Origin of the sequence: Haloferax sp. ATCC BAA-644, from assembly GCF_000336975.1 — an archaeon.
GTDB lineage: Archaea > Halobacteriota > Halobacteria > Halobacteriales > Haloferacaceae > Haloferax > Haloferax volcanii.
The window spans coordinates 42,528-65,425 of record NZ_AOLF01000038.1 but is presented as its reverse complement, the minus strand read 5'-3'; the positions used below and the strand labels follow the sequence as shown (position 1 = coordinate 65,425).

General features: G+C 67.9%; 27 protein-coding genes. 15 read left to right on the top strand and 12 right to left on the bottom strand.

Annotated features, from left to right (window positions below):
• Positions 1 to 6: 6 nt before the first annotated feature.
• Complete coding sequence (locus C458_RS16955) at positions 7 to 1,356, bottom strand: alkaline phosphatase family protein (protein WP_008577572.1); 1,350 nt, start codon at positions 1,354 to 1,356, stop codon at positions 7 to 9.
• Positions 1,357 to 1,610: 254 nt separating this feature from the next.
• Here C458_RS16955 and C458_RS16950 point away from each other — a divergent pair, with 254 nt between their 5' ends.
• From C458_RS16950 to C458_RS16940, 3 genes are read left to right on the top strand one after another with little or no spacing between them, the layout of a single operon-like run.
• The gene (locus C458_RS16950; RefSeq protein ID WP_008577570.1) at positions 1,611 to 2,051 is read left to right on the top strand and encodes a DUF5788 family protein; all 441 of its coding nucleotides are present in this window, start codon (positions 1,611 to 1,613) and stop codon (positions 2,049 to 2,051) included.
• Positions 2,048 to 3,796 carry a DNA polymerase/3'-5' exonuclease PolX gene (polX, locus tag C458_RS16945; protein ID WP_008577569.1) on the top strand — a complete coding sequence of 583 codons (1,749 nt, stop codon included), beginning with the start codon at positions 2,048 to 2,050 and terminating at the stop codon, positions 3,794 to 3,796. The genes C458_RS16950 and polX overlap by 4 nt, the downstream gene beginning before the upstream one ends.
• Positions 3,793 to 4,353 carry a Mut7-C RNAse domain-containing protein gene (locus C458_RS16940; protein ID WP_008577567.1) on the top strand — a complete coding sequence of 187 codons (561 nt, stop codon included), beginning with the start codon at positions 3,793 to 3,795 and terminating at the stop codon, positions 4,351 to 4,353. The genes polX and C458_RS16940 overlap by 4 nt, the downstream gene beginning before the upstream one ends.
• A gap of 48 nt (positions 4,354 to 4,401) precedes the next feature.
• On the opposite strand, the gene C458_RS16935 is transcribed toward C458_RS16940, so the two are convergent.
• Positions 4,402 to 5,397: a hypothetical protein gene (locus tag C458_RS16935; RefSeq protein WP_008577565.1), complete on the bottom strand. Its 996-nt coding sequence runs from the start codon at positions 5,395 to 5,397 to the stop codon at positions 4,402 to 4,404.
• Between the two features lie 171 nt (positions 5,398 to 5,568).
• On the opposite strand from C458_RS16935, the gene C458_RS16930 reads away from it, so the two are divergent.
• The 3 genes from C458_RS16930 to C458_RS16920 all read left to right on the top strand — a co-directional run bounded on the left by C458_RS16930 (position 5,569) and on the right by C458_RS16920 (position 7,059).
• Positions 5,569 to 5,850 (top strand): DUF5789 family protein, encoded by a 282-nt coding sequence (locus tag C458_RS16930; protein WP_008577563.1) that lies wholly within the window; start codon positions 5,569 to 5,571, stop codon positions 5,848 to 5,850.
• A gap of 2 nt (positions 5,851 to 5,852) precedes the next feature.
• A complete protein-coding gene (locus tag C458_RS16925; protein WP_008577561.1) occupies positions 5,853 to 6,524 on the top strand; it encodes a type II CAAX prenyl endopeptidase Rce1 family protein in 672 nt (223 codons plus the stop codon).
• A 79-nt stretch (positions 6,525 to 6,603) separates the two neighbouring features.
• Positions 6,604 to 7,059 carry a DUF302 domain-containing protein gene (locus C458_RS16920; protein WP_008577559.1) on the top strand — a complete coding sequence of 152 codons (456 nt, stop codon included), beginning with the start codon at positions 6,604 to 6,606 and terminating at the stop codon, positions 7,057 to 7,059.
• Positions 7,060 to 7,098: 39 nt separating this feature from the next.
• Here the strand turns inward: C458_RS16920 and C458_RS18590 are convergent, their stop codons facing one another.
• The 3 genes from C458_RS18590 to C458_RS16910 form a co-directional block, all read right to left on the bottom strand.
• Positions 7,099 to 7,272, bottom strand: a complete 174-nt coding sequence (locus C458_RS18590; RefSeq protein ID WP_008577556.1) for a hypothetical protein — start codon at positions 7,270 to 7,272, stop codon at positions 7,099 to 7,101.
• Positions 7,273 to 7,307: 35 nt separating this feature from the next.
• Positions 7,308 to 8,570: a DNA repair protein NreA gene (gene nreA, locus C458_RS16915; RefSeq protein WP_008577554.1), complete on the bottom strand. Its 1,263-nt coding sequence runs from the start codon at positions 8,568 to 8,570 to the stop codon at positions 7,308 to 7,310.
• 84 nt (positions 8,571 to 8,654) lie between these two features.
• Positions 8,655 to 9,635, bottom strand: a complete 981-nt coding sequence (locus C458_RS16910; protein ID WP_013035638.1) for a transcription initiation factor IIB family protein — start codon at positions 9,633 to 9,635, stop codon at positions 8,655 to 8,657.
• A gap of 118 nt (positions 9,636 to 9,753) precedes the next feature.
• Between C458_RS16910 and rnhA the strand changes: the two genes are divergently transcribed.
• Together rnhA and C458_RS16900 are read left to right on the top strand one after the other, a co-directional pair.
• Entirely contained in the window at positions 9,754 to 10,347 is a 594-nt protein-coding gene (rnhA, locus tag C458_RS16905; RefSeq protein WP_008577552.1) for a ribonuclease HI, read from the top strand.
• Positions 10,340 to 10,900 (top strand): hypothetical protein, encoded by a 561-nt coding sequence (locus tag C458_RS16900; protein ID WP_008577550.1) that lies wholly within the window; start codon positions 10,340 to 10,342, stop codon positions 10,898 to 10,900. Before rnhA ends, C458_RS16900 begins: the two co-directional genes overlap by 8 nt.
• A 35-nt stretch (positions 10,901 to 10,935) precedes the next feature.
• Here the strand turns inward: C458_RS16900 and C458_RS16895 are convergent, their stop codons facing one another.
• Positions 10,936 to 11,295 carry a PadR family transcriptional regulator gene (locus tag C458_RS16895; RefSeq protein ID WP_004044207.1) on the bottom strand — a complete coding sequence of 120 codons (360 nt, stop codon included), beginning with the start codon at positions 11,293 to 11,295 and terminating at the stop codon, positions 10,936 to 10,938.
• 335 nt (positions 11,296 to 11,630) lie between these two features.
• Here C458_RS16895 and C458_RS16890 point away from each other — a divergent pair, with 335 nt between their 5' ends.
• From C458_RS16890 to C458_RS16875, 4 genes are all read left to right on the top strand, one after another.
• Positions 11,631 to 12,164 (top strand): inorganic diphosphatase, encoded by a 534-nt coding sequence (locus tag C458_RS16890; protein WP_008577548.1) that lies wholly within the window; start codon positions 11,631 to 11,633, stop codon positions 12,162 to 12,164.
• Positions 12,165 to 12,682: 518 nt separating this feature from the next.
• Positions 12,683 to 13,582, top strand: a complete 900-nt coding sequence (locus tag C458_RS16885; RefSeq protein WP_008577545.1) for a rhomboid family intramembrane serine protease — start codon at positions 12,683 to 12,685, stop codon at positions 13,580 to 13,582.
• Between the two features lies 1 nt (position 13,583).
• Positions 13,584 to 14,420: an endonuclease V gene (locus C458_RS16880; RefSeq protein WP_049897055.1), complete on the top strand. Its 837-nt coding sequence runs from the start codon at positions 13,584 to 13,586 to the stop codon at positions 14,418 to 14,420.
• A 59-nt stretch (positions 14,421 to 14,479) separates the two neighbouring features.
• The gene (locus C458_RS16875; RefSeq protein WP_008577540.1) at positions 14,480 to 15,325 is read left to right on the top strand and encodes an SDR family oxidoreductase; all 846 of its coding nucleotides are present in this window, start codon (positions 14,480 to 14,482) and stop codon (positions 15,323 to 15,325) included.
• Between the two features lie 37 nt (positions 15,326 to 15,362).
• Here C458_RS16875 and C458_RS16870 read toward each other — a convergent pair whose 3' ends face one another.
• Entirely contained in the window at positions 15,363 to 16,586 is a 1,224-nt protein-coding gene (locus C458_RS16870; RefSeq protein WP_049897056.1) for a TRC40/GET3/ArsA family transport-energizing ATPase, read from the bottom strand.
• A gap of 158 nt (positions 16,587 to 16,744) precedes the next feature.
• Here C458_RS16870 and C458_RS16865 point away from each other — a divergent pair, with 158 nt between their 5' ends.
• Both C458_RS16865 and C458_RS16860 read left to right on the top strand, forming a co-directional pair.
• Positions 16,745 to 17,269, top strand: coding sequence for a CinA family protein (locus C458_RS16865; protein ID WP_008577536.1), 525 nt, complete (start codon positions 16,745 to 16,747; stop codon positions 17,267 to 17,269).
• Between the two features lie 70 nt (positions 17,270 to 17,339).
• On the top strand, positions 17,340 to 17,864 hold the full coding sequence (locus C458_RS16860; RefSeq protein WP_008577535.1) for a metal-dependent hydrolase: 525 nt from the start codon (positions 17,340 to 17,342) through the stop codon (positions 17,862 to 17,864).
• A 56-nt stretch (positions 17,865 to 17,920) separates the two neighbouring features.
• Here the strand turns inward: C458_RS16860 and C458_RS16855 are convergent, their stop codons facing one another.
• Complete coding sequence (locus C458_RS16855; RefSeq protein ID WP_008577533.1) at positions 17,921 to 18,685, bottom strand: PHP-associated domain-containing protein; 765 nt, start codon at positions 18,683 to 18,685, stop codon at positions 17,921 to 17,923.
• Positions 18,686 to 18,783: 98 nt separating this feature from the next.
• Between C458_RS16855 and C458_RS16850 the strand changes: the two genes are divergently transcribed.
• Positions 18,784 to 19,086, top strand: coding sequence for a hypothetical protein (locus C458_RS16850; RefSeq protein ID WP_007274363.1), 303 nt, complete (start codon positions 18,784 to 18,786; stop codon positions 19,084 to 19,086).
• A 180-nt stretch (positions 19,087 to 19,266) separates the two neighbouring features.
• Here the strand turns inward: C458_RS16850 and C458_RS16845 are convergent, their stop codons facing one another.
• The 4 genes from C458_RS16845 to C458_RS16830 all read right to left on the bottom strand — a co-directional run bounded on the left by C458_RS16845 (position 19,267) and on the right by C458_RS16830 (position 22,708).
• Positions 19,267 to 19,719 (bottom strand): transcription elongation factor Spt5, encoded by a 453-nt coding sequence (locus C458_RS16845; protein WP_004044218.1) that lies wholly within the window; start codon positions 19,717 to 19,719, stop codon positions 19,267 to 19,269.
• Position 19,720: 1 nt separating this feature from the next.
• A complete protein-coding gene (locus C458_RS16840) occupies positions 19,721 to 19,894 on the bottom strand; it encodes a protein translocase SEC61 complex subunit gamma (protein ID WP_004044219.1) in 174 nt (57 codons plus the stop codon).
• Positions 19,895 to 20,090: 196 nt separating this feature from the next.
• A complete protein-coding gene (gene ftsZ, locus C458_RS16835; protein WP_004064924.1) occupies positions 20,091 to 21,230 on the bottom strand; it encodes a cell division protein FtsZ in 1,140 nt (379 codons plus the stop codon).
• A 158-nt stretch (positions 21,231 to 21,388) separates the two neighbouring features.
• Positions 21,389 to 22,708, bottom strand: a complete 1,320-nt coding sequence (locus tag C458_RS16830; protein WP_008577532.1) for a D-aminoacyl-tRNA deacylase — start codon at positions 22,706 to 22,708, stop codon at positions 21,389 to 21,391.
• Positions 22,709 to 22,898: the final 190 nt, after the last annotated feature.

Genomic DNA, 22,898 nt, shown 5'->3' with positions numbered 1-22,898 from the left:
GACCGCTTACTGCTGGATGAGGCTCGCGCCGTCGAGTTCGGTGCGGCTGTACTCGACATCCATGAGGTCGAGGATGGTCGGCGCGATGTCGTAGAGGTCGGCGTCCTCGATGACTGCGCCGGGGTCGTCGACGTACAGCGTCGCGTTGTCGAACGAGTGCATCCCGTTACGGGGGCCGACGCCGAACACGTCGTCGTGGCCCTTGAAGCCGGACTTCAGGTCGAAGCCGTGGTTCGGGATGACGACGAGGTCGGGCGCGATGTCGTCGTGGTCGCCGCGGAAGGCGTCTTCCTTGACGACGACGCGGTCTGCGACCTTGTTGCCGTCGGGACCTTCGAGCGCTTCGAGTTCGGCCTTGAGTTCGTCGCGGACCGCCTCGTACTCGGACTGCGGGACCGACCCGCGTGGCTCGCGGCCTTCGAGATTGACGAAAAAGCGGCCGGGGATGAGCGAGTACGCCTTCGAGTCCTCGTCGATGTCCGACAGCGCGTCGTGGTCGTCATCCTCGTAGGAGAGCCAGCCGTTCTCCTCGAGCCAGGTGTTGCAGTGGACCTCGTAGTCGAGGGACGTAAAGCCGTGGTCGGACGCGACGACGAGCGTCACGTCCTCGGGGAGGGCGTCGCGGATGCGACCGAGGTAGTCGTCGACGGTGCGGTAGAACTCCATGAAGGCGTCCTTGTTCTTCCCGTCGCGCTCGTAGTCCTTGAACAGGAAGTGGTTGACGCGGTCGGTCGTCATGAAGACGCCGAAAAAGAGGTCCCAGTCGTCCTGGTCGATGTAGCGCTCGAACGCCTCGTAGCGCCGGTCGAGCGTCTTCCGGGCGTCCTCCATGAACGCGGTCTTGTCCTCGTCGTGACCGAGCTTCGCGTTCACGTCGATTTTGTAGTTCATCTCGGAGAGCGTATCGCGGAAGTCGTCGGGGTAGGCGGCCTTGTCGACGCCGGGCGAGAGGAAGCCCGAGACCATGCGCTGGACGTTGCGCTGGGGGGGGAACGTCACGGGGACGTTCATCACGGTGGCCTTGCGGCCGGCGTCGGTGACGCGGTCCCAGACGCGGGTGGCCTGCACGTCGCGGCCCATCGGGACGTACGTGTCGTAGGAGCCGACCTCGCGGTCCTGGAAGCCGTAGACGCCGGTTTCGCCGGGGTTGACGCCGGTCGTGAGCGCCGGCCAACACGCCGAGGACTCGGGCGGGACGATGCTGTCGATGTCGCCCGCAGAACCCTCGTCGGCCAGCGCCGCGAAGTTGGGGAACTCGTCGGGGTGCTCAGAGAGGAGAGTGAACGGGACCCCGTCGATGCCGATGAAGGCGACGCGGGGGTGGTCTTTGCCGCGGAGACGGTCGAACAAACCCATACCTCACGGTATCCGAGACGAACCATAAGAAGGTTCGTCTCTCCACCGGAGTTTGCGACGAGAGACGACGGATACGGGGTCGCTGTCGGAGAAAGCGGCCAATCTCTCCGGGCGACTGCGGGGCGCTGGCCCGTCGATGACCTGTCAACGTCGAATCAGGCCCGCAGGAACGACGACGTCGGACGCGTGGCCCATTCGAGGCTCACACCGAACCGGGCGAAGGAGCGAAGTGCCGCGCGAGCCAACGACCGGGCGTGAAGGAGTTCGAGCGTAAACAGCTCTTGGAGCGTGTCAATCGGGAGGGTGCGACCGTCGGCACGCAGATTCCCGACCGCATCGAGGTCCAAGGCGAGGAGATAGACCTCAGGGAGTTCGTCTTCGAAATCAAGCGCCGCGACACCATCCCGTCGGGGGAGAAAGAGCGCGTCGACCGGGCGAAGCGGAACCTCCGCCGCGAGCGCCTCGAACGGCTCCAGCGAATCGAGGACAACGAGGTGAGCTACGACGAGGGGCGGCGACTGGCCGAGGACATCGTCGGCATCGACCGGGCGCTGAACGCCCTCGAACAGCTTCGGCCGGTCGACCTCGAACGGGAGGAACACCGCCAGAACGCCGCGGACCAGAAGCGCTGGATGAACTTCCTGAAGAAGGCGCTGGGCCGCGACGGCGGTAAGGGCAAGCGGGGCGGCCGATGAGCCGAAACGACGAGATAGCGAGCCTGCTGGAGGAGTTCGCCGACCTGCTGGAGGCGAAAGACGTGGCCTACAAGCCGTCGAGCTACCGCCGCGCCGCCGAGAACGTCCGCGAGCACCCGACGCCCGTCGAGGAACTCGCCGCGGAGGGCGAAGGCGCGGTCCAAGAAATCGACCGCGTCGGCGACGCCATCGCCTCGAAAATCGTCGAGTACGTCGAGACGGGCCGCATCGAGGAGTTGGAGGAACTCCGCGAGGAGTTACCGGTGGACATGGTCGGCCTGACGAGCGTCGAGGGCGTCGGCCCGAAGACGGTCGGCAAACTGTACGAGGCGCTCGGCGTGTCCGACCTCGACGACCTCGAAGCGGCCGCCCGCGACGGGGAGATACGGGAGGTCAAGGGGTTCGGCGCGAAGACGGAGGCGAACATCCTCGACGGCATCGAGTTCGCCCGCGAGGCGACCGGCCGCGAACTGCTCGGGAGGGCGCGACCCGTCGCCGACGACCTGCTCGCGTACCTCGGTGACGACGACGCCGTCGGGCGGGTCGAACCCGCGGGGTCGATGCGGCGGTGGCGCGAGACGGTCGGCGACATCGACGTGCTCGCCGAGAGCGCCGACGCCGCGGCGGTCATCGACCGATTTCTCGCGTGGGACCTCGTCGGCGACACCATCGAGGCGGGCGAGCAGAAGGCGAGCGTCCGGGTGAACGGGATGCGGGTCGACCTCCGGGTCGTCGACCCCGCGGAGTACGGCGCGGCGCTCCAGTACTTCACCGGGAGCAAGGACCACAACGTCCACCTCCGCAACATCGCCATCGACCGCGGCCTCAAGATGAACGAGTACGGGATGTTCGACATCTCGGACATCGAGGACCCCGACGACGGCCCGCGGGCCGGAACGCGCGTCGCCGGCGACACTGAGGAATCGATGTACGCCGCGCTCGACCTCCCGCTCGTCCCGCCGGAGCTACGCGAGGACACCGGCGAAATCGAGCGCGCCGCCGACGGTGACCTGCCGGACCTCCTCGCAGAGGGCGACCTCCGCGGCGACCTCCACACCCACACCGACTGGTCCGACGGCGACAACACAATCGCCGAGATGGTCGCGGCCGCCGAAGAGCGCGGCTACGACTACCACGCCGTCACCGACCACGCCACCGGCCCCGGCATGGTCGGCGGCGTCGGCGTCGCGGACGACGACCTACTCGACCAGATTGCCGAGGTCCGCGCCGTCGCCGACGACGCCGACATCGCGGTGTTCACCGGCGTCGAGGCCAACATCGACGCCGAGGGCGGCATCTCCGTCGCCGACGACGTGCTCAGCGAACTCGACGTGGTCGTCTCCTCGCCCCACAGCGCGCTCGACCAGGACCGCGAGACGGCCACCGAGCGCCTCGTCACCGCGATGGAACACCCCGCGGTGAACGTCCTCGGCCACCCGACCGGCCGACTCATCAACCAACGCCCCGGCCTGCCCCTCGACTACGAGCGACTCGCGGAGGCGGCCGTCGAACACGGCGTCGCGCTCGAACTCAACGCCAGCCCCTATCGCCTCGACCTGAACGGCGAGGCGCTCAAAATCGCCGTCGAGGCGGGCGCGACCGTCGCCATCGACACCGACGCCCACCGACCGGGTGAACTCGACCACGCCCGCTACGGGGTCCACACGGCCCGTCGCGGCTGGGTCGAGACCGCGGACGTGCTGAACGCGCGGTCGGTCGAGGAGCTGACCGACTTCCTCGCGTGACCGACGACATCGGGTCGGACCACCCCGGAACGGTCGCCTCGGGCGTCGATAGGGCGACACCCGGCGACACGGCGCTCCTCCTGGACGTGATGCTCGGCAAGCTCGCCACATACCTGCGGATGTGCGGCTACGACGCCGAATACGCGCTCGACGGCGGCGGGGCGGGCGAATCCGACGGCGGCCGCGACCCCCGAACCGACCCCGCCGACGACGGACTGCTCGCGCGGGCGGACGCCGAGGGACGCGTCCTCCTCACCCGCGACGTGCGACTGGCCGAGCGAGCCCCGCGGAGCGTCCTCCTCGCCGGACGGGAGCCAGTCGCGCAACTCCGCGAACTCGAAGCGGTCGGCTTCGAGGTGTCGCTGGACGATGAGCCGTCGCGGTGTGGCGTCTGTAACGGCCCCGTCGAGGCGGTCGGCCGCGACGAGCCGGTTCCCGACTACGCGCCCGACCCGGCGGAGACGGCGCTGTGGCGGTGTCGCGACTGCGGGCAGGTGTTCTGGCGCGGGAGCCACTGGCGCGACGTGGAAACGAGGTTAGACGGCGGAGAACAGTAGGCGGAAACGGTCGGCCGGGTCGGTCGGGTCAGACGGGTCGTCGGCAGACTACTCGCGGCGGCGCGGGAACCACTCGTCGCAGGCTTCCATGTCCTGCATCATCTCGTCGTGGGCCGCGCAGTAGGGCTTGAGCCCGTCGGAGGTGCGGACGTACTCGAAGTACGTGCAGTTGCCGCAGTAGCGGTCGCCGACGGTGGCGTTCGCCGGGCGGTCGGCGTCGGGGTGGTCGGCCGCGCCGGCCGGCGAGCGCGCGGACTCGTTGGACTGGACGGTGTCGACGCCGGAGCGGTTCGTCGCCGCGCCCGCCGAACCCGCCGACTGAGTCGCGTCCGCCCCGTCGGACGAGGGCGACGCCGAGGGCTCGACGTCGAGCGGGGTGATGTCCTGCGTCGACGCGCCGCCGTCGGTCGCGCCGGCGCTCGCGGTCGAGGTCGACTGGTTCGTCTGCGTCTGGACGTCGCCGTCGGGCGTGCCGCCGAGGAAGCCGATGCCGCCGAGTCCACCGCCGCCTCCGGAGTTCTCGACTTCGACGACGCGGGTCTCGCCCTTCTTCGTCACTTGCACCGTGGCCGTGCCGCCCGGGTCGTTCCGCGTCTTGAAGTTGGCGACGCCGACGAACAGACACCAGAACGTCGTAACCGTGCCGAAGAAGTAGACGGCGACGGTTTCGAGCGTGAGGTCGGGAAGGCCGGCCCCGCAGGTCGCGCCGGTCCACTGGCACGGGTACGCGTGCGAGAAGAGCGCGACGCCGAGGACGGCGATGCTCGCGCCGATGAGCGACGCGGCGCGGGTTCGACGGCTCGCCGGGAGGACCGCGAGGACGCCGAGGAAGACGGCGGGGACGCCGATGCCTCCGAGGATGCCCCCGAGTTCGCGCGCTTCGCCGAGGGTCGCCCCGCCGGACGTGTACACGTCGGTGGTCGCGACGACGATGCCCGCGACGACGAGCAGCACGCCGAGGAGGAACCCCCCGAATCCCAGGGACAGCCGTCGGAGACTCGGCCCGCCCCGGCCACCGTGGTACGCCTCCGAAAGACTGGTCATGGCCCCGACTACGAAACCAGCCCCTAAAACGATGCGTCAGACGATTGTCTGCTTCTCGACACGTCGCGGGCTGTCGGTATCCCCCGCGTCGTCCCGTCGGCGCGCCGGCGGCGCGGCTCGGTCGCACGGAATCTCGAAGGGATTATCATGCGCGGTGGCTAACCCTCGCGCATGGCTGACGAGGAAGCAGACGAGGCACCCGCCGTCGAACTCGGTACGGGCGCGTCCGTCGAAGGTGCGCCGCTCGCGCGCGTCGCCTCCCGACTGACGTGGCCCCAAGAAAAGAGCAGCATCCTGAACAAAGAAGGCGACGCGGTCATCCGCACGCCCGACGGCCCCCAGACCCTCGAAGACGTGCTCGCCGAGGCCGACGAAACCTACTTCGAGACGCGACAGACCTTCCTCGACGACGTGTTCGATATCGTCGGCCGCGACCCGGTCCAGACGGACTAACGGTGTTACGCCGCCGGCTCGCCCGCCTCCCGTGGCTCTACCGCGCCCTCATCGTCGGGGGCATCGTCGGGGCCGCGTGGAGCCTCTGGCCGCTTCCCGCCGGCGACCTCACCTACCGCGCGGTCCACGACGCCCTCCTGTTCATCCTCGTACCCGGAGCGCTCGCGCTCGCCCACGGCCGAAACCTCGGCTGGAACGTCGACCGCGCGGCGCTCCGAAACACGCTTTTGCTCGCGCTGTTCGTCCTCCCCTTCTACCTCGTCGGGTCGAGCCTGCCGTCGATTCGGGCGTACTACCCGATGTGGCACACCTCGACCGCGCTCGCTGACTTCCTCCCGCACGCCGCCCAGCAGCTGCTCGTCGTCGTCGCCGCCGAGACGTACTACCGCGGCCTGCTCTGCGTCGGCGTCCGAGAAATCGGTCGGAAGAGCGCCCTCATCAGTCCGGTGCTCTACGCGTTTCACCACGTCGGCAAACCCCCGATAGAGATTCTCCTGTCGGCCCCGACGGACGTGCTGTTCGGCCTCGTCGACTACGAGAGCGACTCGATTCTTCCCTCCATCGTCGCCCACGGCGGCGGCCTCATCCTCTTGGACTGGCTCGTGCTTCACCCGCCGCTGTTCCCGCCCGAGCGAGTCGCCGCGGCGCTCCAGTGGCTCCCGATTCCGCTATGAGCGACGGGCGCGACGAGGCGTTCGTGTGGAGTCGATACACTACCATAGCTTTTCCCCGCCGGGGCGTCAACGGGGAGTCATGGCACTCCCAATCGACCCCAGCGCCATCAAACCGGAAGACATCGGCGAGGAACGCGTCGTCCTCGAGATGGAACACGAGGCGGCAATCGAGCGCGTCCGCGAGGCGTTCACCGACGCCGGGTTCGGTGTCGCCACCGAATTTTCGCCCTCCGAGATGCTCAACGAGAAGGTCGACGCCGGCCGCGACCCCTACTACGTCCTCGGCGCGTGTAACCCGAACATGGCGGACCGCGCGCTCGACGCCACCGACAAGAAGATGGGCGGGCTCTTCCCGTGCAACGTGGTCATCTGGGAGGAGGAACCGGGCAAGCAGGTCGTCTACCACCTGAGCATCATGCGCGTCGCCCGACTCATCGGCATCGCGCCCGACGACGACGAGATGGCCGACATCATCGCGGACACGGGCGAACTCGTCGAACAGGCGCTCGCCAACCTCGACGCGGCCGAGGCGTAGGCGGGACACCGAGCGTTCTCAGCCGGTAGCCGTCTCGACTCACATCTCGTCTCGCGCATCGACCGCGTCCGCGATGCGCTTCACGTCGCCGCGAATCTTGTACAGCAGGTAGAGCGCGACGAGCGCCGCGATTACGGGGAGGAGCGCGAAGACCCCGTAGATGAGGATGATGATGAGCAGTTCGGGACCGCCGGGGACCTGTAACGGGACCATGCGAGAACGTATCCCCCGGCTGTCAAAACAGTTGCTCAGGCGAAGTCGAAGATGTCGGTCTGGAGGCCCGCGGCCATCGTGGATTTCCGCCGGAGGGCCGCGAGCGAGACGGGGAGGTACTCCGTCACGTCGCGGACGGCATCACCGAACGTCTCGGCTTGGGCCATCTCGCCCTCGAAGGCGTGGCGGATGGACTCGCGAATCTGCCAGACGCCGACCGGGCCCCAGTAGTCGTCGGAGACGTGTCTGATGACGAGCGCCTTCGCCTGTCGGCCGCGCTCTTTGAGGTGTTCGAGCACGCCAAGTCGGGAGGCGTGGTACGCGCCGGCCGTCTCGTTCACGTAGCCGGTCCGGCCCTCGTAGCCCTCGCGGTCGGCCGCGAGGTACATCCCCGCCTCGGGGTCGGGGTTCCAGACGCTCCCCGGCGCTTTCAGCTCGATGAGTTCGAACTCCCAGCGCCCCGGCGCGAGGATGACCCAGAAGGCGTTGCCGATGAACTCGTTGCGGTAGATTTCGACGCCGTCGACGCTCTCTGCGTGTTTGACCCGTCCGCGGAGGTACTGGCCGAGCGTGTCGTCGACGGCGGTGATGGACCACCGCGTCGGGACGAGGCGGCGCTGTTCGGTCTGGCCGAGCGCGCCCGCAGAGAGGATGGTGTTGATGTCGTACACGTCGAAGCCGCGGCGGTAGAGATACGTCATCGCGCCCTCGGCGTTCCAGTCGTCGTCTTCGAGCGTCTTCTGTACCAGTTTGGGGACGTGCGGGTTCTCCGCGAGGTCGGCCGAGCGGGCGCGGGCGCGCGGGCCGACGGGGGTCGCCACGTCGTCGGCGCTGGCGTCGAGGTCGAGCGACGGCTTCCCGTCGAGGCCGATTTCGACCGTCACGGGGCGGTCAGCGATGGCGACCTCGCGTTGCGTCCCGAGGAAGCCGTCCCACGAGTCGGCGACGTTCGTCACCTTCGTCCCGCGATTCGAGTTCAGAAGCGAGGTGCGCCGCTGGAACACGTCGTCGATGCTCACGCCCTCGTCGTACCACGCGGCGCTCGTCTCGAACGAGGCGGCGTCCTCGTCGTGGCCGACCGGCGAGAGGATACCCGTCGAGACGTTCGGATAGTTCGACCGGCCGACGAAGATAGAGGGGGAGACGCCGCCGTACAGCGAGTCTCCCTGCACCGTCTCCTCGAACCGGTCTTGGAACGTTTCGAGGTGGTCGAGGATGCCGTAGGACTTCTCCTCGGCGAGTCGCCGCCTTTCGGCGCGCTCGTCCCGCTCGATGTCCATGTACTCGTCGAGCCGCATTCACCGGATGTGGGTCGCCCGCGGATATGAACCTTCGGCGACGGGTCCGGGGTCAGAAAGGGATACGACTCGCGCGGGCGACCGTCAGGTGTGGATTCCCATCGCTTCGATCTGTTCTTGGTAGCGGTTGCGGATGGTGACCTCCGTCACCTGTGCGACCTCCGCGACCTCGCGCTGGGTCTTCTTTTCGTTGCAGAGAAGCGACGCGGCGTAGATGGCGGCGGCGGCGAAGCCGGTCGGCGACTTCCCGGAGAGAAGCCCCTGTTCCGCGGTCGTCTCGATAATCTCGTTGGCCTTCGACTGGACTTCCTTCGAGAGGTCGAGTTCGGAGGAGAATCGCGGCACGTACTTCTTGGGGTCAACCGGCCGCATCTCCAAGCCGAGTTCCTGGGAGATGTAGCGGTACGTCCGCCCGATTTCCTTGCGCTCGACGCGCGACACCTCGGAAATCTCCTCGAGCGAGCGCGGAATTCCCTCCTTCCGACAGGCGGCGTACAGCGCCGAGGTGGCGACGCCCTCGATGGAGCGGCCGCGAATCAGGTCCTCGCTGAGCGCCCGGCGGTAGATGACCGAGGCGACCTCGCGGACCGACCGGGGGACGCCGAGCGCCGACGCCATGCGGTCGATTTCGCTGAGGGCGAACTGGAGGTTGCGCTCGCCGGCGTCCTTGGTCCGGATGCGCTCTTGCCACTTGCGCAGGCGGTGCATCTGCGACCGCTTCTTCGAGGAGATAGAGCGGCCGTAGGCGTCTTTATCCTTCCAGTCGATGGTCGTCGTCAGCCCCTTGTCGTGCATCGTCTGCGTGGTCGGCGCGCCCACGCGCGACTTCGACTGCCGCTCGGAGTGGTTGAACGCCCGCCACTCCGGGCCGGGGTCGATGCGCTCTTCTTCGATGATGATGCCGGTCTCCTCGTGAATCAACTCGCCGTCGCCGGTCCGAACGACTTCCTCGGGGTCGAGGTTGTCGAGGTCCAACTCTTCTTCGGATGTCTCGTCGTCCTGTGACTCGTCTCCCCATCGAGTCCGGTCGTGCTCACGCTCCCGCTGGCGGGTAGGCCGTTTCATCGCATTTATATATTGTCTATTTCCTTGCACTTCAACCTTTGCCGGGGTTCGTCGGAGTGTCGCTGCGCTCTCAGCGACGAACGGAGCGCCTTTACCGAGTCCCCGGTGAGGTGACGGTATGCCGACCGTCGAGTGCGACCCCGACGAAGCCCGACGACGACTCGAAGCCGCGGGCGTGTCCGTCTCGCCCGGAAACACCGACCACGAGCGCTGGCGCGCCGAGCGCGGCGACGCCAGCGCGGTTGCCTACGACGGGAAAGTCGTCGTACAGGGGTCGCGGCCCACCGACCTGGTCGCGCTCATCCGGCCGAAAGGCGGTCGCGCGCACGTCTACTTCGACGGCGCGAGCCGGGGGAACCCCGGACCCGCCGCCATCGGCTGGGCCATCGTAACGAGCGACGGCATCGTCGCCGAGGGTTCGAAGCGAATCGGCGAGACCACCAACAACCGCGCGGAGTACGAGGCGCTCGTGGAGGCGCTGTCGGTCGCAGAAGAGTACGGCTACGACGAGGTGGACGTGCGCGGCGACTCGCAGTTAATCGTCAAGCAGGTCCGCGGCGACTGGAACACGAACGACCCCGGGCTCAAAGAGCGCCGCGTGAAGGCCCGAGAGCTGCTATCGGCGTTCGACCGCTGGTCGCTGGAGCACGTACCGCGAGAGATAAACGACCGCGCGGACTCCCTAGCCAACGAGGCCCTCGACGATGCCTGAGTCAGAACTCCCCGAAGACGTGCTTTCCGAAGCCGAGCGGCTGACGCGACTGGCCCGCGACGCCGTCGACCCCGACGAGGCCGCGGCGTATCGGTCCGCCCGCGACGACATCGTAAGCGAGTACGAGTTCCGCGCGCGACACCGCGAGGAAGACGACGTGTTGGTGCTCCACCCGGACGAATGGGTCGACGACGACGGAATCGTCGACCCGGCGGAGATAGACGACGTGGACCGCGGAATCGAGCGACCGCTGTCGGGGACGGGAGAGGACCACGAGTGGAGCGCGGTCGAAGAACACAACGCGGCGTGCGTCGCGGCCGTCGCCGAGGAACACGGTGCGGCCCACGCGGCGAACGCCCGAGCGTTCGCGGACTTCCTCGGCAACCACTACGTCCGGCGAATCGAGACGGCCGGCGCTCCGGAGGTGCGCGAGTTCGTTGAAGAATATTATCCACGCAACGCGTGGCCGACCGCTGAACAGCGGTCGTTGTTACCGGAGTCGCTCGAGTTGCTCTTCGACGCCGCAGACGCCGAAGTGCCCGAATACAACTGAGCGAACCCCGCGGTTCGTGCGGTGGACGCAGCCGATTACAGCTTGTTTTCGACGAGTTCCGAGACCATCTCGGCGCGCTCGTCGTCGGTGACGAACTTCGCGAGCATCCAGTCGAAGCGGTCGAGGACCGCCTGGAGGCCGTCGTCGGTCAGTTCGTACTGGTTCGTCCGCTTGTCGAGTTCGCTTTTCTCGACGAGACCCATCTCGACGAGGTCGTCGAGGTTGGGGTACAGACGCCCGTGGTTGACCTCGGTGTCGTAGTACGATTCGAGGTGGCGCTTGATAGCCAGACCGTACATCGGCTCCTCGGCGAGAATGACGAGGATGTTCTGTTGGAACGCGGTGAGGTCCCGAGCCGCACCGGATTCGTTGCCAATTGTTTGTGCCTCTGACATGCATATGGAAATGTCATCGACCTATTTAAACTTTGTCAACGCGCAGTCTGTTTCACTACCAATCGAGGTACCATTATACGAAGAAATCGGGGCGGAGCGGACACGAGTGGCGAGTATTGCACACAGACGAGCCACGGGGAGAACCGAGAGACAGCGCGCGGGAGTCGAGCGGTCATACCCGGGGAATATCTCACACGCATAGCGGTAACGTCGTGGGGTTCTGTCGATAATACCTCTACATATAGAGGGGTTCAAAGCCGCCGACGAGACCCGGACGACGGCGATACGAGACTAATCCCGAAAGGACTTTTGCCCGTATCGAGGATGGATTCGGTATGGTGAACCTCTGGGAAGATATGGAGACCGGCCCGAACGCGCCGGACGAAATCTACGCAGTCGTCGAGTGCCTCAAAGGCGAGCGCAACAAGTACGAGTACGACAAGGACATCCCCGGCGTCGTCCTCGACCGCGTGCTCCACTCCAACGTCCACTACCCGTCGGACTACGGCTTCATCCCGCAGACGTACTACGACGACGAGGACCCCTTCGACGTGCTCGTCCTCGTCGAGGACCAGACGTTCCCCGGCTGTGTCATCGAGGCACGCCCGGTCGCGCTCATGAAGATGGACGACGACGGCGAGCAGGACGACAAGGTCATCGCCGTCCCCGTCGAGGACCCCCGCTACGACCACATCGAGGACCTCGACGACATCCCGCAGCAGACGCTCGACGAGATTGACGAGTTCTTCGCGACCTACAAGAACCTCGAGGCCGGCAAGGAAGTCGAGACGCAGGGCTGGGAGGACAAGCAGGCCGCCAAGGACGCCATCGAGCACGCGATGGACCTCTACGAAGAGAACTTCGCGTAAGCGACTTCAACCGCGCGCTTTTTTCGACGCCGCCTTCGACCGAGAGCCGCCGCGCCCGTCCGCGGCTCCCCGAGGACCGTCCGAGCAGGAGACCGACCGCCGTCGTCGCCACAGATACCCGACAGTTATGTCCGGCGCACCGACGGATAAATTATGCGCATGGGTAATCTTTAGTCCCTGTGTCGGCTACGTCGAGACGAGCATGGCAGCCAAGCAACCCCGCCTCGGGCTTCAGCACCCGACCGTCGTTCCCACGAACTTCACGCCCGCCGACGAGGCGGCCGAAGACGCCGACGAAGCGTCCGACGAAGACGCGTAATCTCGTATTTCTCGCGCGACGACTGCCGAGAGCGACAGCGTCGCCCGCGCCGACGAGAGACAACAGTCGACCTGAAAATCGGCTATTCCGGGCGCTTGAGGCGTCTGCGGTTCGAATTCGTCTTCTAATCAAGAGGTGCGTCAACACGCCTCATCTATGAGGGAACCCCTTTTTATCTCGCCGCCGTAAGGCGTTGGTAATGCCTATCTGCGACGTGTGCGGCAAAGACGAGAGTCTGCCGTACCGCTGCTCGCGGTGTGGCGGGACGTTCTGTTCCGAACACCGCCTCCCCGAGAACCACGACTGCACGGGGCTCTCCGACTGGGACGACCCCGCCGGCGTCTTCGATAGCTCTTTCGACGATTCCGTGAACAATGAGGGCGGCCGCGGCGGCGGCCTCTTGAGTTCGCTCACGGGCGCTGGCGGCGTGTTCGGCTACTTCCGCGGGAACGTCACCTACCTGTTCCTCGCGCTGATGTGGCTCACGTTCTTCTCACAGCTCGTCTTAGAGCAGTTCCTCGGACTGTCCAACCTCTCGATTAGCGCGTTCTACCTCACGAGCATCCACCCCGAGTACGTCTGGACGTGGGTCACCTCGATATTCGCCCACGGCGGCTTCTACCACATCGTCGGCAACTCCATCGTGCTGTTCTTCTTCGGCCCGCTGGTGGAGCGCTACGTCGGCTCGCGGAAGTTCTCGGCGCTGTTCCTCGTCAGCGGGATGCTCGCCGGACTCGCGCAGGTCGGCTCGTCGATGCTCCTGTCGCCGGGGAGCCTGAGCGCCGTCGTCGGCGCGAGCGGAGCCATCATGGCCGTCCTCGGCGTCCTGACGGTCCTCAATCCGGGGCTCCGTATCTACCTGTACTTCATCATCCCCGTGCCGCTGTGGCTGTTCACGCTCGGGTTCGCGGGCATCTCGGTGTTCTTCTTCGTCAGCCAGAGCGCCGACGGCATCGCCCACTTCGCGCACCTCATCGGGCTCGTCATCGGCCTCGCCTACGGCCAGCGCGTGAAGGGTCGCCGGAGCGTCCCCTCGCAGATGTCGCTCGGCGGGCGCGGCCCCGGTGGTCCCGGCGGCCCCGGCCGCGGTCGGTTCTGAGATGCGGCCGGCCCGCCCCGACCTCGCGCCCCGCCCCGGTCTCTCGCGCGACGAGATGGAGTCGCTCCAGCGCCGCGTCGCCGAGGCCGCCGTCTTCGAAGACGACCTCCCGTTCGACCCAGCGGCCGTCTCGCTCGCGTCCCCCGAGACGGAGCACCAGACGCTCACGGAAGCGACGGCGCTTGACGGCGACGCCGACGCCGCGGCCGACTCGCCGCCGCTCGTCGCCGGTATCGACCAGTCGTTTCTGGACGACCGCGCGCTGAGCGCCGTCGTCGTCCTCCGCGGCGGCGAGGTCGTCGAGCGCGTCCACGCCGTGTCCGACCTCGATTTGCCGTACATCCCCGGCCTGCTCTCGTTCCGCGAGGGCGGTCCCATCCTCGACGCGCTCGCCGAACTCGACTGTGACCCCGACCTGCTCGTCTTCGACGGCTCCGGACGCATCCACTTCCGGCAGGCCGGCCTCGCCACCCACCTCGGCGTCGTCTGCGACGCGCCGAGCATCGGCGTCGCCAAGTCCCTCCTCTGCGGGACACCCGACGAGGACGCGGACGGTCGGCCGGAGGGCTGGCGAACGCCGATTCGCGCCGACGACTCGGTCGACCCGGTCGGCGGCCACCCCGCCGACTCGGAGACGACCATCGGCTACGCCTTCCAGTCGCGGCAGTACGACTCGCGGCCCGTCGTGAACCCGCTGTACGTCAGCCCCGGCCACCGCCTCTCCGCGGCGACGACGGTCGAACTCGTCTCCCGGCTCTCTGGGTCGTACAAGCTCCCCGAGCCGACCCGGTTGGCCGACGCGTACGCCGACGAGGCGAAGGCCCAGTACGAAGACTGAGCGCGGCCCAATCGTGGCGAACCGCGTACACTTAACAGCGCGCGGTTCGACCTACCGACGTGCATCAAAAGACGGTCCTCATCACCGGATGCTCCTCGGGTATCGGGCGCGCGACGGCGCTCGACTTCCTCGACGAGGAGTGGGAGGTCTACGCCACCGCCCGGAACCCGGCCGACATCGAGACGCTGGGGGAACGCGGCGCGAACATCGCGACGCTCGACGTGACCGACCAGGGGGACGTCGACCGCGTCGTCGACCGCATCGTCGACGAGCAGGGCCGCATCGACTGCCTCGTCAACAACGCCGGCTACGGTCAGATGGGCCCCGTCGAGGACGTGCCGACCGGGAAGGTCCACGACCAGTTCGACGTGAACGTCTACGGCCCGCACCGACTCGTCCGCGCCGCGTTGCCCCACATGCGCTCGCAGGGCGACGGCACCATCGTCAACGTCTCCAGCGTCGTCGGCCGCGTTGCCTTCCCCGGGACCGGCGTCTACGCCGGCTCGAAGTTCGCCCTCGAAGCGATGACCGACGCGCTCCGAACGGAAGTCGAGGAGTACGGCGTCGACGCCGTCCTCATCGAGCCCGGCCCGGTCGAGACGCGGTTCTCGAATCGCGTCGAAGCCGAGGTCAACGGCGACGGCGACGAGGCCGACGGCCTCGACCGCTCGGGCGCGTACGAGAAACTCTACAAACTGTTCGACGACTCGCAGGCGCTCGGCGGGGGCGGCCCCGGCGCGATTCCGCCCGAACGGGTCGCGGAGGATATCGTCAACGCCGCGAGTTCGACCAAGCCGCGGGCGCGCTACCAGCCCGGAACCGTCGCCCGCATCGGCGTCCTCGCGCGCTTCCTGCCCGACGCGTGGCGCGACGCGCTCTACGGTTTCGCCCGCAAACTTCCCTGAAACGCGCCGTCTATCCGCGTCGCAGGCCCGCTCGCCGCTAGTCGAGACAGGTCGCGACGACCCGAAGGGCATCTTCGCCCTGTACCTGTTCCGCGAGCAGCGGCACCCGTTTCACGTCGCGGCCGCGGAAGAGGTTCGTCGCCGACCGGAGCGCGTCCTGTTGGACCTGCCACCGGCGCTGACAGAAGCCGCAGTTCTCCAAGTCGGGCGACTCTATCCACTCGGGGTCCACGTTCGCCACGTCCTCGACGGACTCCATCACGCGGTTGACGACGAGGGTCTGGACGGGGATGTCGAACTCGTCGAGCCGCGAGACGAGGCGCTTGGACTCCACGACGCTCATCTCCTCGGGAATCATGACGACGCGGAAATCGGTCCGCGTCGGGTCCCGGAGGACCGCGCGCAGGCGCTCGATTCGCTCGCGGAGGTCGTCGAGGTCCGCCATCCCCGCCTGCGGGTCGTCGGGGCCGCCGCCGAACATCCCCTTGAGGTTGTCCATCATGCCGGAGAACCGCTGGCGCATGCGAGCGATGCGGCCGAGCATGGAGTCCATCAGCTCGGGGAGTTCGAGCAGGCGGAGCGTGTGACCCGTGGGCGCGGTGTCGATGACGACGCGGTCGAACCGCGGGTCGTCCATGTATTCGAGGAGCTGCTGCATCGCCGCGGCCTCGTCCGCGCCGGGCATCGGCCCGCCCATCCCCATCGGCCCGTCGCCGCCGAGGAGGTCTTCGAGACCGCCCATGCCGCCGAACGGGGAGTCAGCGTCACCCGAGCCGCCGCCGGCGAAGGGGTTGTCGTCGTCGTACTCGCCGGTGTCGTAGTCGGTCTCGTCGTCGAAGCCCTCGTCCGCGCCGTCGCCGCCAGCGAACGGTCCTTCCATGACCGCGTCGGGGTCGATTTCGGCCGCGTAGAGGGGCATCTCCTCACGGATGCGACTCGGCTTGTTCGGGACCGGCACGCCGAGCGTGTCGGAAAGAGAGTGCGCGGGGTCCGTGGAGACGACGAGCGTCGCGGTGCCGTCGGCCGCGCTGGCGAGCGCCGTCGCCGCGGCCATCGTGGTCTTTCCGACGCCGCCCTTGCCGCCGTAGAGGACGTAGTCGGGCGCGTCGATACCATCTGGAAGGCCCTCGGTGTCGGTCGAGGTGACCTCGTCGGGGTCGGTGACTTCCACCTCGATTTCGGCCGGCCCGCCGTCGCCGGCGTCGCCGGCGTCGTCTTCGTCGGCGTCGGGTCGCTCCGTCGGCTCAACGTCGATGTCCATGTCGGACCCGACACCGCGGGGCTTTGTGTACTTCTCGGTCTCGGAACCGCCGGAGGACTTTTGCCCGGTCGCGTCGGTGCCGGCCGCGACCCGACCCGACCGCAACCATCGTTTCCCGCTCCCGACCGCTTTTGTCCCGACCGCCCGTCGTCGGTCGTATGCGCGAGTTCGCATCCGACCCGCCCGAGGAGGTCCGCGCCGGCGACGCCCTCCGCGAGGCGGGCCACACCGTCGCCGTCGCGGAGTCCTGCACCGGCGGCCTCATCGGGTCGCTCCTGACCGACGTGCCCGGCTCCAGCGACTACTTCGACCGCTCGCTCGTCACCTACTCCTACGACGCCAAGCGCCACGAACTGGCGGTCTCGCGGGAGTCGCTGGACGAACACGGGGCCGTCTCCGAGGCCGTCGCCCGCGAGATGGCCGCCGGCGTCCGCGACGTGGCCGACGCGACGTGGGGGCTGGCGACGACGGGCATCGCCGGCCCGGAGGGCGGCCTGCCCGGCAAACCGGTCGGGACCGTCTTCGTCGGCGTCGCCTTCGCCGCACCGTGGGGGTCCGGCGACTCCTACGCCCGCGTCGAGCGCTTCGAGTACGACGGGTCGCGGACGCAAGTGAAAGAACGGATTGCGCGCGGGGCGCTGGCGCTCCTCCGCGAGGAACTCGAGTCCGTCACGACCGGCTGAGCCGGCCGCACGGCCGCCGTCGGTCGGTTCCGTGGGAAAGCTTTGTATCCCGCCGGACCAGTCTGCATCCATGAACAAGAAGGGACACGTGCTCAACGCCATCCTGTTGGCGCTCGGGCTCGGCGTCATCCTCACCGTGGACCCGCGGTCGTTCGAACCGACGATGGATTCGGCGTTCCTCCTCGCTCAGAAAATCGGCCAACTGTCGCTTCCGGTCGTCCTCGGCGCGCTGTTTCCCGACGTGGACACCGCCTTCGGCAAACACCGCAAGACGCTCCACAACCTCCCGGTGCTGGCGATATTCCTCGCGTTCCCGCTCGTCTTCGGCAACCTCCAGTTCGTCTGGATCGGCGTCGCCACCCACTACGTCCTCGACATGGTCGGCTCGAAGCGCGGCATCGCGCTGTTCTACCCGCTGTCGCCGCAGGAGTACGACCTGCCGACCGGCGTGGCGACCAGTTCGAAACACGCCGATGCGGTGACCGTCGTCGTCACGGTCGCCGAACTCGGCGTCCTCGCGGGCGTCCACTACTTCCTCTTTTCGCTCGACGTGTCCCTCGCGGACGCCGCGGCGTCGTTCACCGCGGTGGTCTGAGGGCGGGGCGGCCGCGACGCTGGCGCGGTCGGGCGCGCTCGAAGAGATGTTGCGAATCAGTAGACGCTCACGTCGTCGAACCGGCCGTCGTAGGCGATGTGATTCGGATGTGTCGGCTCCATCCCCGAGAGCAGGAGTCGGTCGATTTTCCCCCACGAGTTCTCGTAGCCGAGGTGGGCGAACTCGGCCGCGCCGCGGAACCCGTGGGAGACGCCGGTGCGGCGAACGACCCGACGTTCGGCCCCGTCGCAGAGCGCGGCGATGAGGTCGGCCTCGGAGCCGATGTCGCGGTCGAACTCGGTCCACGCCTCACCGACGGTGCCACGGAGGTGCGCGTACGACGACGCGAAGCCGGGCAGCCCCGTCTCGCGGGCGATGTCGCGCCCGCGGCGGTTGTCCCGCGGCAGGGCCTTCGTGTTGTACGTCTCGACGGCGTCGATGTCGTCGCGGCGGGCGGCCACGTCCTCGGCGGTGAGACTCACCGTCAGGAACGTCGGGTGGGGGACGAGCGTCGCCGCGCCCTGCCGGTCGAACTCCGCGAAGGCTCCGTCGAGAGTGATGAAGTCGGGAACGGGGTCCGAGAGCCCGACCGCGAGGACGTGTTTGCGGTCGCGCCACGACCCCGTGAACACCTCGCGGGCGGGGACCACGAGCAGGTCGTCGTCGGAGAATCGCGCCGCGCGGGCGCGAGCGTCGGGCAGGCGGACGAAGTGCGGCGCGTAGACGAGCACGTCGATGCCGCGGGCTTTCGCGCGAGAGACCACCCGCTCGTCGAGAATCTTCACGTGCATATCGACCCGCGTCGTCGTGGTCGCGCTCACACGATACGGTCGGGTCAGCCACCAGTTAGTGGTTGCTATTTGTCGAACGGCGGCCGGTCGAAGAAACCGTTTTGTGGCTCACGGCCGTCGGAGGGAACATGTCCCGGTGGAAGTGCGGCATCGAAGGGTGTGACGGTCGGTTCGAAGACGTGGAAAGCGCGGTTATCCACCAGACGGTGGACCACGAGCGCCACGAGTGCAAGGTGTGTGGGACGGTCGTTCCCGAGGGCTACTTCGCGATTCGCCACGCCTTCGACGAGCACACCCGCGCCGAGTTCGTCCGCGCGTACGACGCCGATTCCTCGGCCGTCCGCATCCGCGAGGACGTGAAAGACGCCGTCGAGGCGGACGCGGACCTCAACAGCGTCGTCGAGACGCTCCGTGAGCAGGGCGCGCTGTAAGGCCACGCGAGACCGGCGGGTCGCGGTCGCGGTGGGACGCGACGCTGCTCGCCCGAGACGGCGCTCGTCGGGGACTGTCGGGGGGCATGGGAGTCACCGGGGACGCGCCGCTACACCGCTCGTCACGCGCCGCGTCGAGCCGAAAACTGAGAGAGAAGAACCCTTCGTCGGGGCGGACGCCTACCGCTCTTCGGAGTCGAGGACGCGAATCTGGTCGCCGCGGACGGTGACCGGAATCGGGACCGTCGCCTCGTACAGTTCGACGGTGACCTGGTCTTTCGTCTCGTCGATGCGCTGGACGCGCGCCTTCTCGCCTTTGAACGGGCCGGCGATGAGTTCGACGATGTCGCCCTCCGCGATGCCCTCCACGTCCGGCGTCGGAGAGAGGAAGTGCTCGACTTCGGCCATGCTGGAGGTGCCGACCGCGCCGCCGCTCTCGACGAGGCCGCGAGCGTGGGGAATCTCTTCGAGGACACGCGTGACGATGCCGTCGTCGTCGGCCTCGACCATCACGTAACTCGTGAGCGAGTCGGGCGCGAGGACGGCGTGAATCTGTTCGAACTCCTTCGTCGCGATCATGTCCGCAACCGTCTGCTCCTGGCGAGCAGTGGTCTTCACGGCGAAGATGGGCATCTCAGACCCCTCCGGGGAGGAAGCTCATGACCGCGAAGATGATGAAGCCGAGCAGTCCGACGAGGAAGATACCCGCACCGGCGATTTTGGAGATCTGGGAGAACTCCTGCCAGGACGGGGTGCTCGCGAGTTTCAACACGCGAACGTAGCTGTTCAGATCGTACTTGACGTCCATGTTGCTGGGGCCTACGGCGTCGGGCTTTTTCTATCTATTGATGCACCGGCGGGTCGGATTCGGAGCCGAACGCGGGCGAAAACGCCGAATTCGACGGATTGACGCCGCTACGCGGAACGCGAGGGGAGGAGAACGGAGGGCATCCGGACCGCGAGCGCGGTGGACGCGTTCCCGGCCGCGTCGCCGACGACGGCGACTACTCGACGTAGTCGATGTCTTCGAGACGCTCTTCGGCCTGCGCCTGTGCCTCCCCGTTTCGGCCGTAGATTTGGGGTGACTCGACGCCGGTAACGACGATCATCGTCCGCATCATGCCTTCGAGTTCGTCGTCGACGGAGGTCCCCCAGATGATGCGCGCGTCGGGGTCGATGCGGTCGTAAATCTCCTCGACGACGCCCTCGGCCTCCTCGATGCTCATGTCCGAACCGCCGGTGACGTTGACGAGCGCGGAGTTCGCACCGGAGATGTCCACGTCGAGAAGCGGCGAGCGGAGGGCGGACTTGACGGACTCCTGAGCCTTGGACTCGGAGTCGGACTCGCCGAGACCGATCATGGCGACGCCGCCGCGTTCCATGACGGTCTTCACGTCGGCGAAGTCGAGGTTGACGAGACCGGGCTTGGTGATGAGTTCGGTGATGCCCTTGACCGAGCGCATCAGCACCTCGTCGGAGACCTTGAACGCCTGCCGGACGGGGAGTTTGCCCACGGCGTCGAGCAGGCGGTCGTTCGGGACGACGATGACCGTGTCCGACACGTCGCGGAGCCGTTCGAGACCGGCCTCGGCGTTCGTCCGTCGCACCTCGCCTTCGGCCGTAAAGGGCGTCGTGACGATGGCGATGGTGAGCGCGCCCGACTCGCGGGCCGCCTTGGCGACGACGGGGGCCGAACCGGTGCCGGTGCCGCCGCCGAGTCCGGCGGTGACGAACACCATGTCGGAGCCCTCGATGGCGTCGTAGATCTCCTCTTGGGATTCGAGGGCGGCCTCCTCACCGACCTGCGGGAGCGACCCCGCGCCGCGGCCCTGGGTCTTCTGCTCGCCCATGAGAATCTTCGTGTCGGCCCCGATTTCCACGAGGTGCTGCACGTCGGTGTTGGCGGCGACGAGCTTCGCCCCCTTGATTCCCTCCTCGTGCATCCGGTTGACGGTGTTGCCGCCGGCACCGCCGCACCCGACCACCGTGATGTTGGTCTGGAGGTCTTTGAGAACCGCTTTCAGTTCGTCGTCAGTCATCGTCCCGGACCGGTTGATGTTGGCCGCGCCGTCGACCTGAGCCGACTCATCCCCCATGTCCTCGGCCTCGGCCTCGTCAATTGCGTCGCCGACGATAGAGTCCATATTTATGGAGACGGTTTACGGAGGACGACTAATTATCTTTCCCCCTCGCGTCAGACATCCGTCCGACGAGCCGCCGATTCGTGCCGAAACGTGACATGTGAGCTCGCGGCACGGACCGCCTCTCCGGCCGAAATCGGTCGGTTGCGTCCCGATGGCGACTACACCGAGAACTCGACGAGTCGCTCTTTCGACACGTCCTCGGGCGCGACGGTCTCGCCGTCGACCTCGACGGACTGCCCGGCCGAGAGCTTGCCGAACGCCGGCCCCTCGGGGACGCCGAACTCGCGTGCGGCGGCGGGGTCGAAGGCGCGCGTGGTCGCCGTGACCGCCCCGTCGTCGCGGACGACGCTGTCGTACTTCTCGCGCAGCACGTCGCAGAGCCGCGACACGAGTTCGTCGTAGCCGTCGCCCGCGACCGCGGCGCGGCCCACCGCGCGCGTCCCGCCCTCGGTCGTGTGGAAGGCGACGGTGGTCTCGCGGACGGCGGAGAGCGCGGCGTCGAGGTCGATGCCCTGCGCCTCGCCGAGCAGGCCGTCGGGCAGCGAGACGACCTCGTAGTCGTCGGCGTCGACGCGCGCGCCGAAGCGGAGCCCCTCCTCGACGGTCGTCACGTCGGCTTCGAGAGCGGCGACGCGGTCGAGGGGGACGCCCGCGGTCTCGCGGACCCACGTCTCGGAGACGACCCGGAACCCCTCGGCTTCGAGGGCGGCCGCGAGGTCGTCGCGGTCGCCGTCGACCAGCGCGAGGTCGGCCGCCGACGCCTCGAACGCCCGGCGGAGCACGTCGCGGTTGTCCTCGGGCGCGCCCATCGCCTCGAGTTGCCAGTCGGCGGCGATGTGACCGACGCGCCAGTCGGTCTCGCGGAGGACGCGCTCGAACCGCGGGGCGTAGTGGCCGCCGCCGAAGCCGACGAGTTGGCGGTCCGCGTCGGGCGCGACGCCCTCGATGTCGAGGACGGCCGCCGCGACCGCGCGGGCTCCCTCGGGGTCGCCCCACTGCGCCTCGTCGCTGCCGAGTTCGACGAACATCGAGGGGACGGTCGGCTCGGTCGGGCCGTGGTGGGTCGCCTCGATGCCGACTTCGTAGCCGTCGGGGGCACGGTCGCGGAGCGCCTCGACGACGGCGCGCTGGGCGTTAGGGCACGCGCGGGCGAATCGACCCGGCTCGCCGCCGTAGTCGGCGGGGCCGAAGTTCCCGGTGAAGTGCGCGGTCAGAAGCGGGCCGGTCTCGCCGGCGTGCCGGGAGACGACGACGAGGACGTCGAGGTCGGCGCCGAACGCCGCGGCGGGGTCGTCGAGGTCGATGTGCAGGTCGTCGAACTCGCGGAGTTCGAAGCCGTCCCGTGCGAAGACGGTGCCGCCGCCGTCGGCGTCGGGTCGGTCCCCGTCGGTTCGTTCGTCCCAGTCAGCGAGTTCGAGCAGGTGCTCGCCGATGTGAACCGATGCGCTGTCGGCGCGGCTGACGACGATTCCAATCACGGTACGAGGGTCGCCGAGGGCGGCGAAAAGGGCGTCGGAAGCGGCGAGGGCGGCCGGTCGGTCCTCGACCGCGGGCGGGACCTCGGTCGCGCCGTCGTCGCCGCGGACGCGCCGGTCATTGGCGACCGCGGAGGCCGTGGCCCCGAAATCTCCCGAGACGGGCGCGAGTGACGAATGTCACCGCGACAGA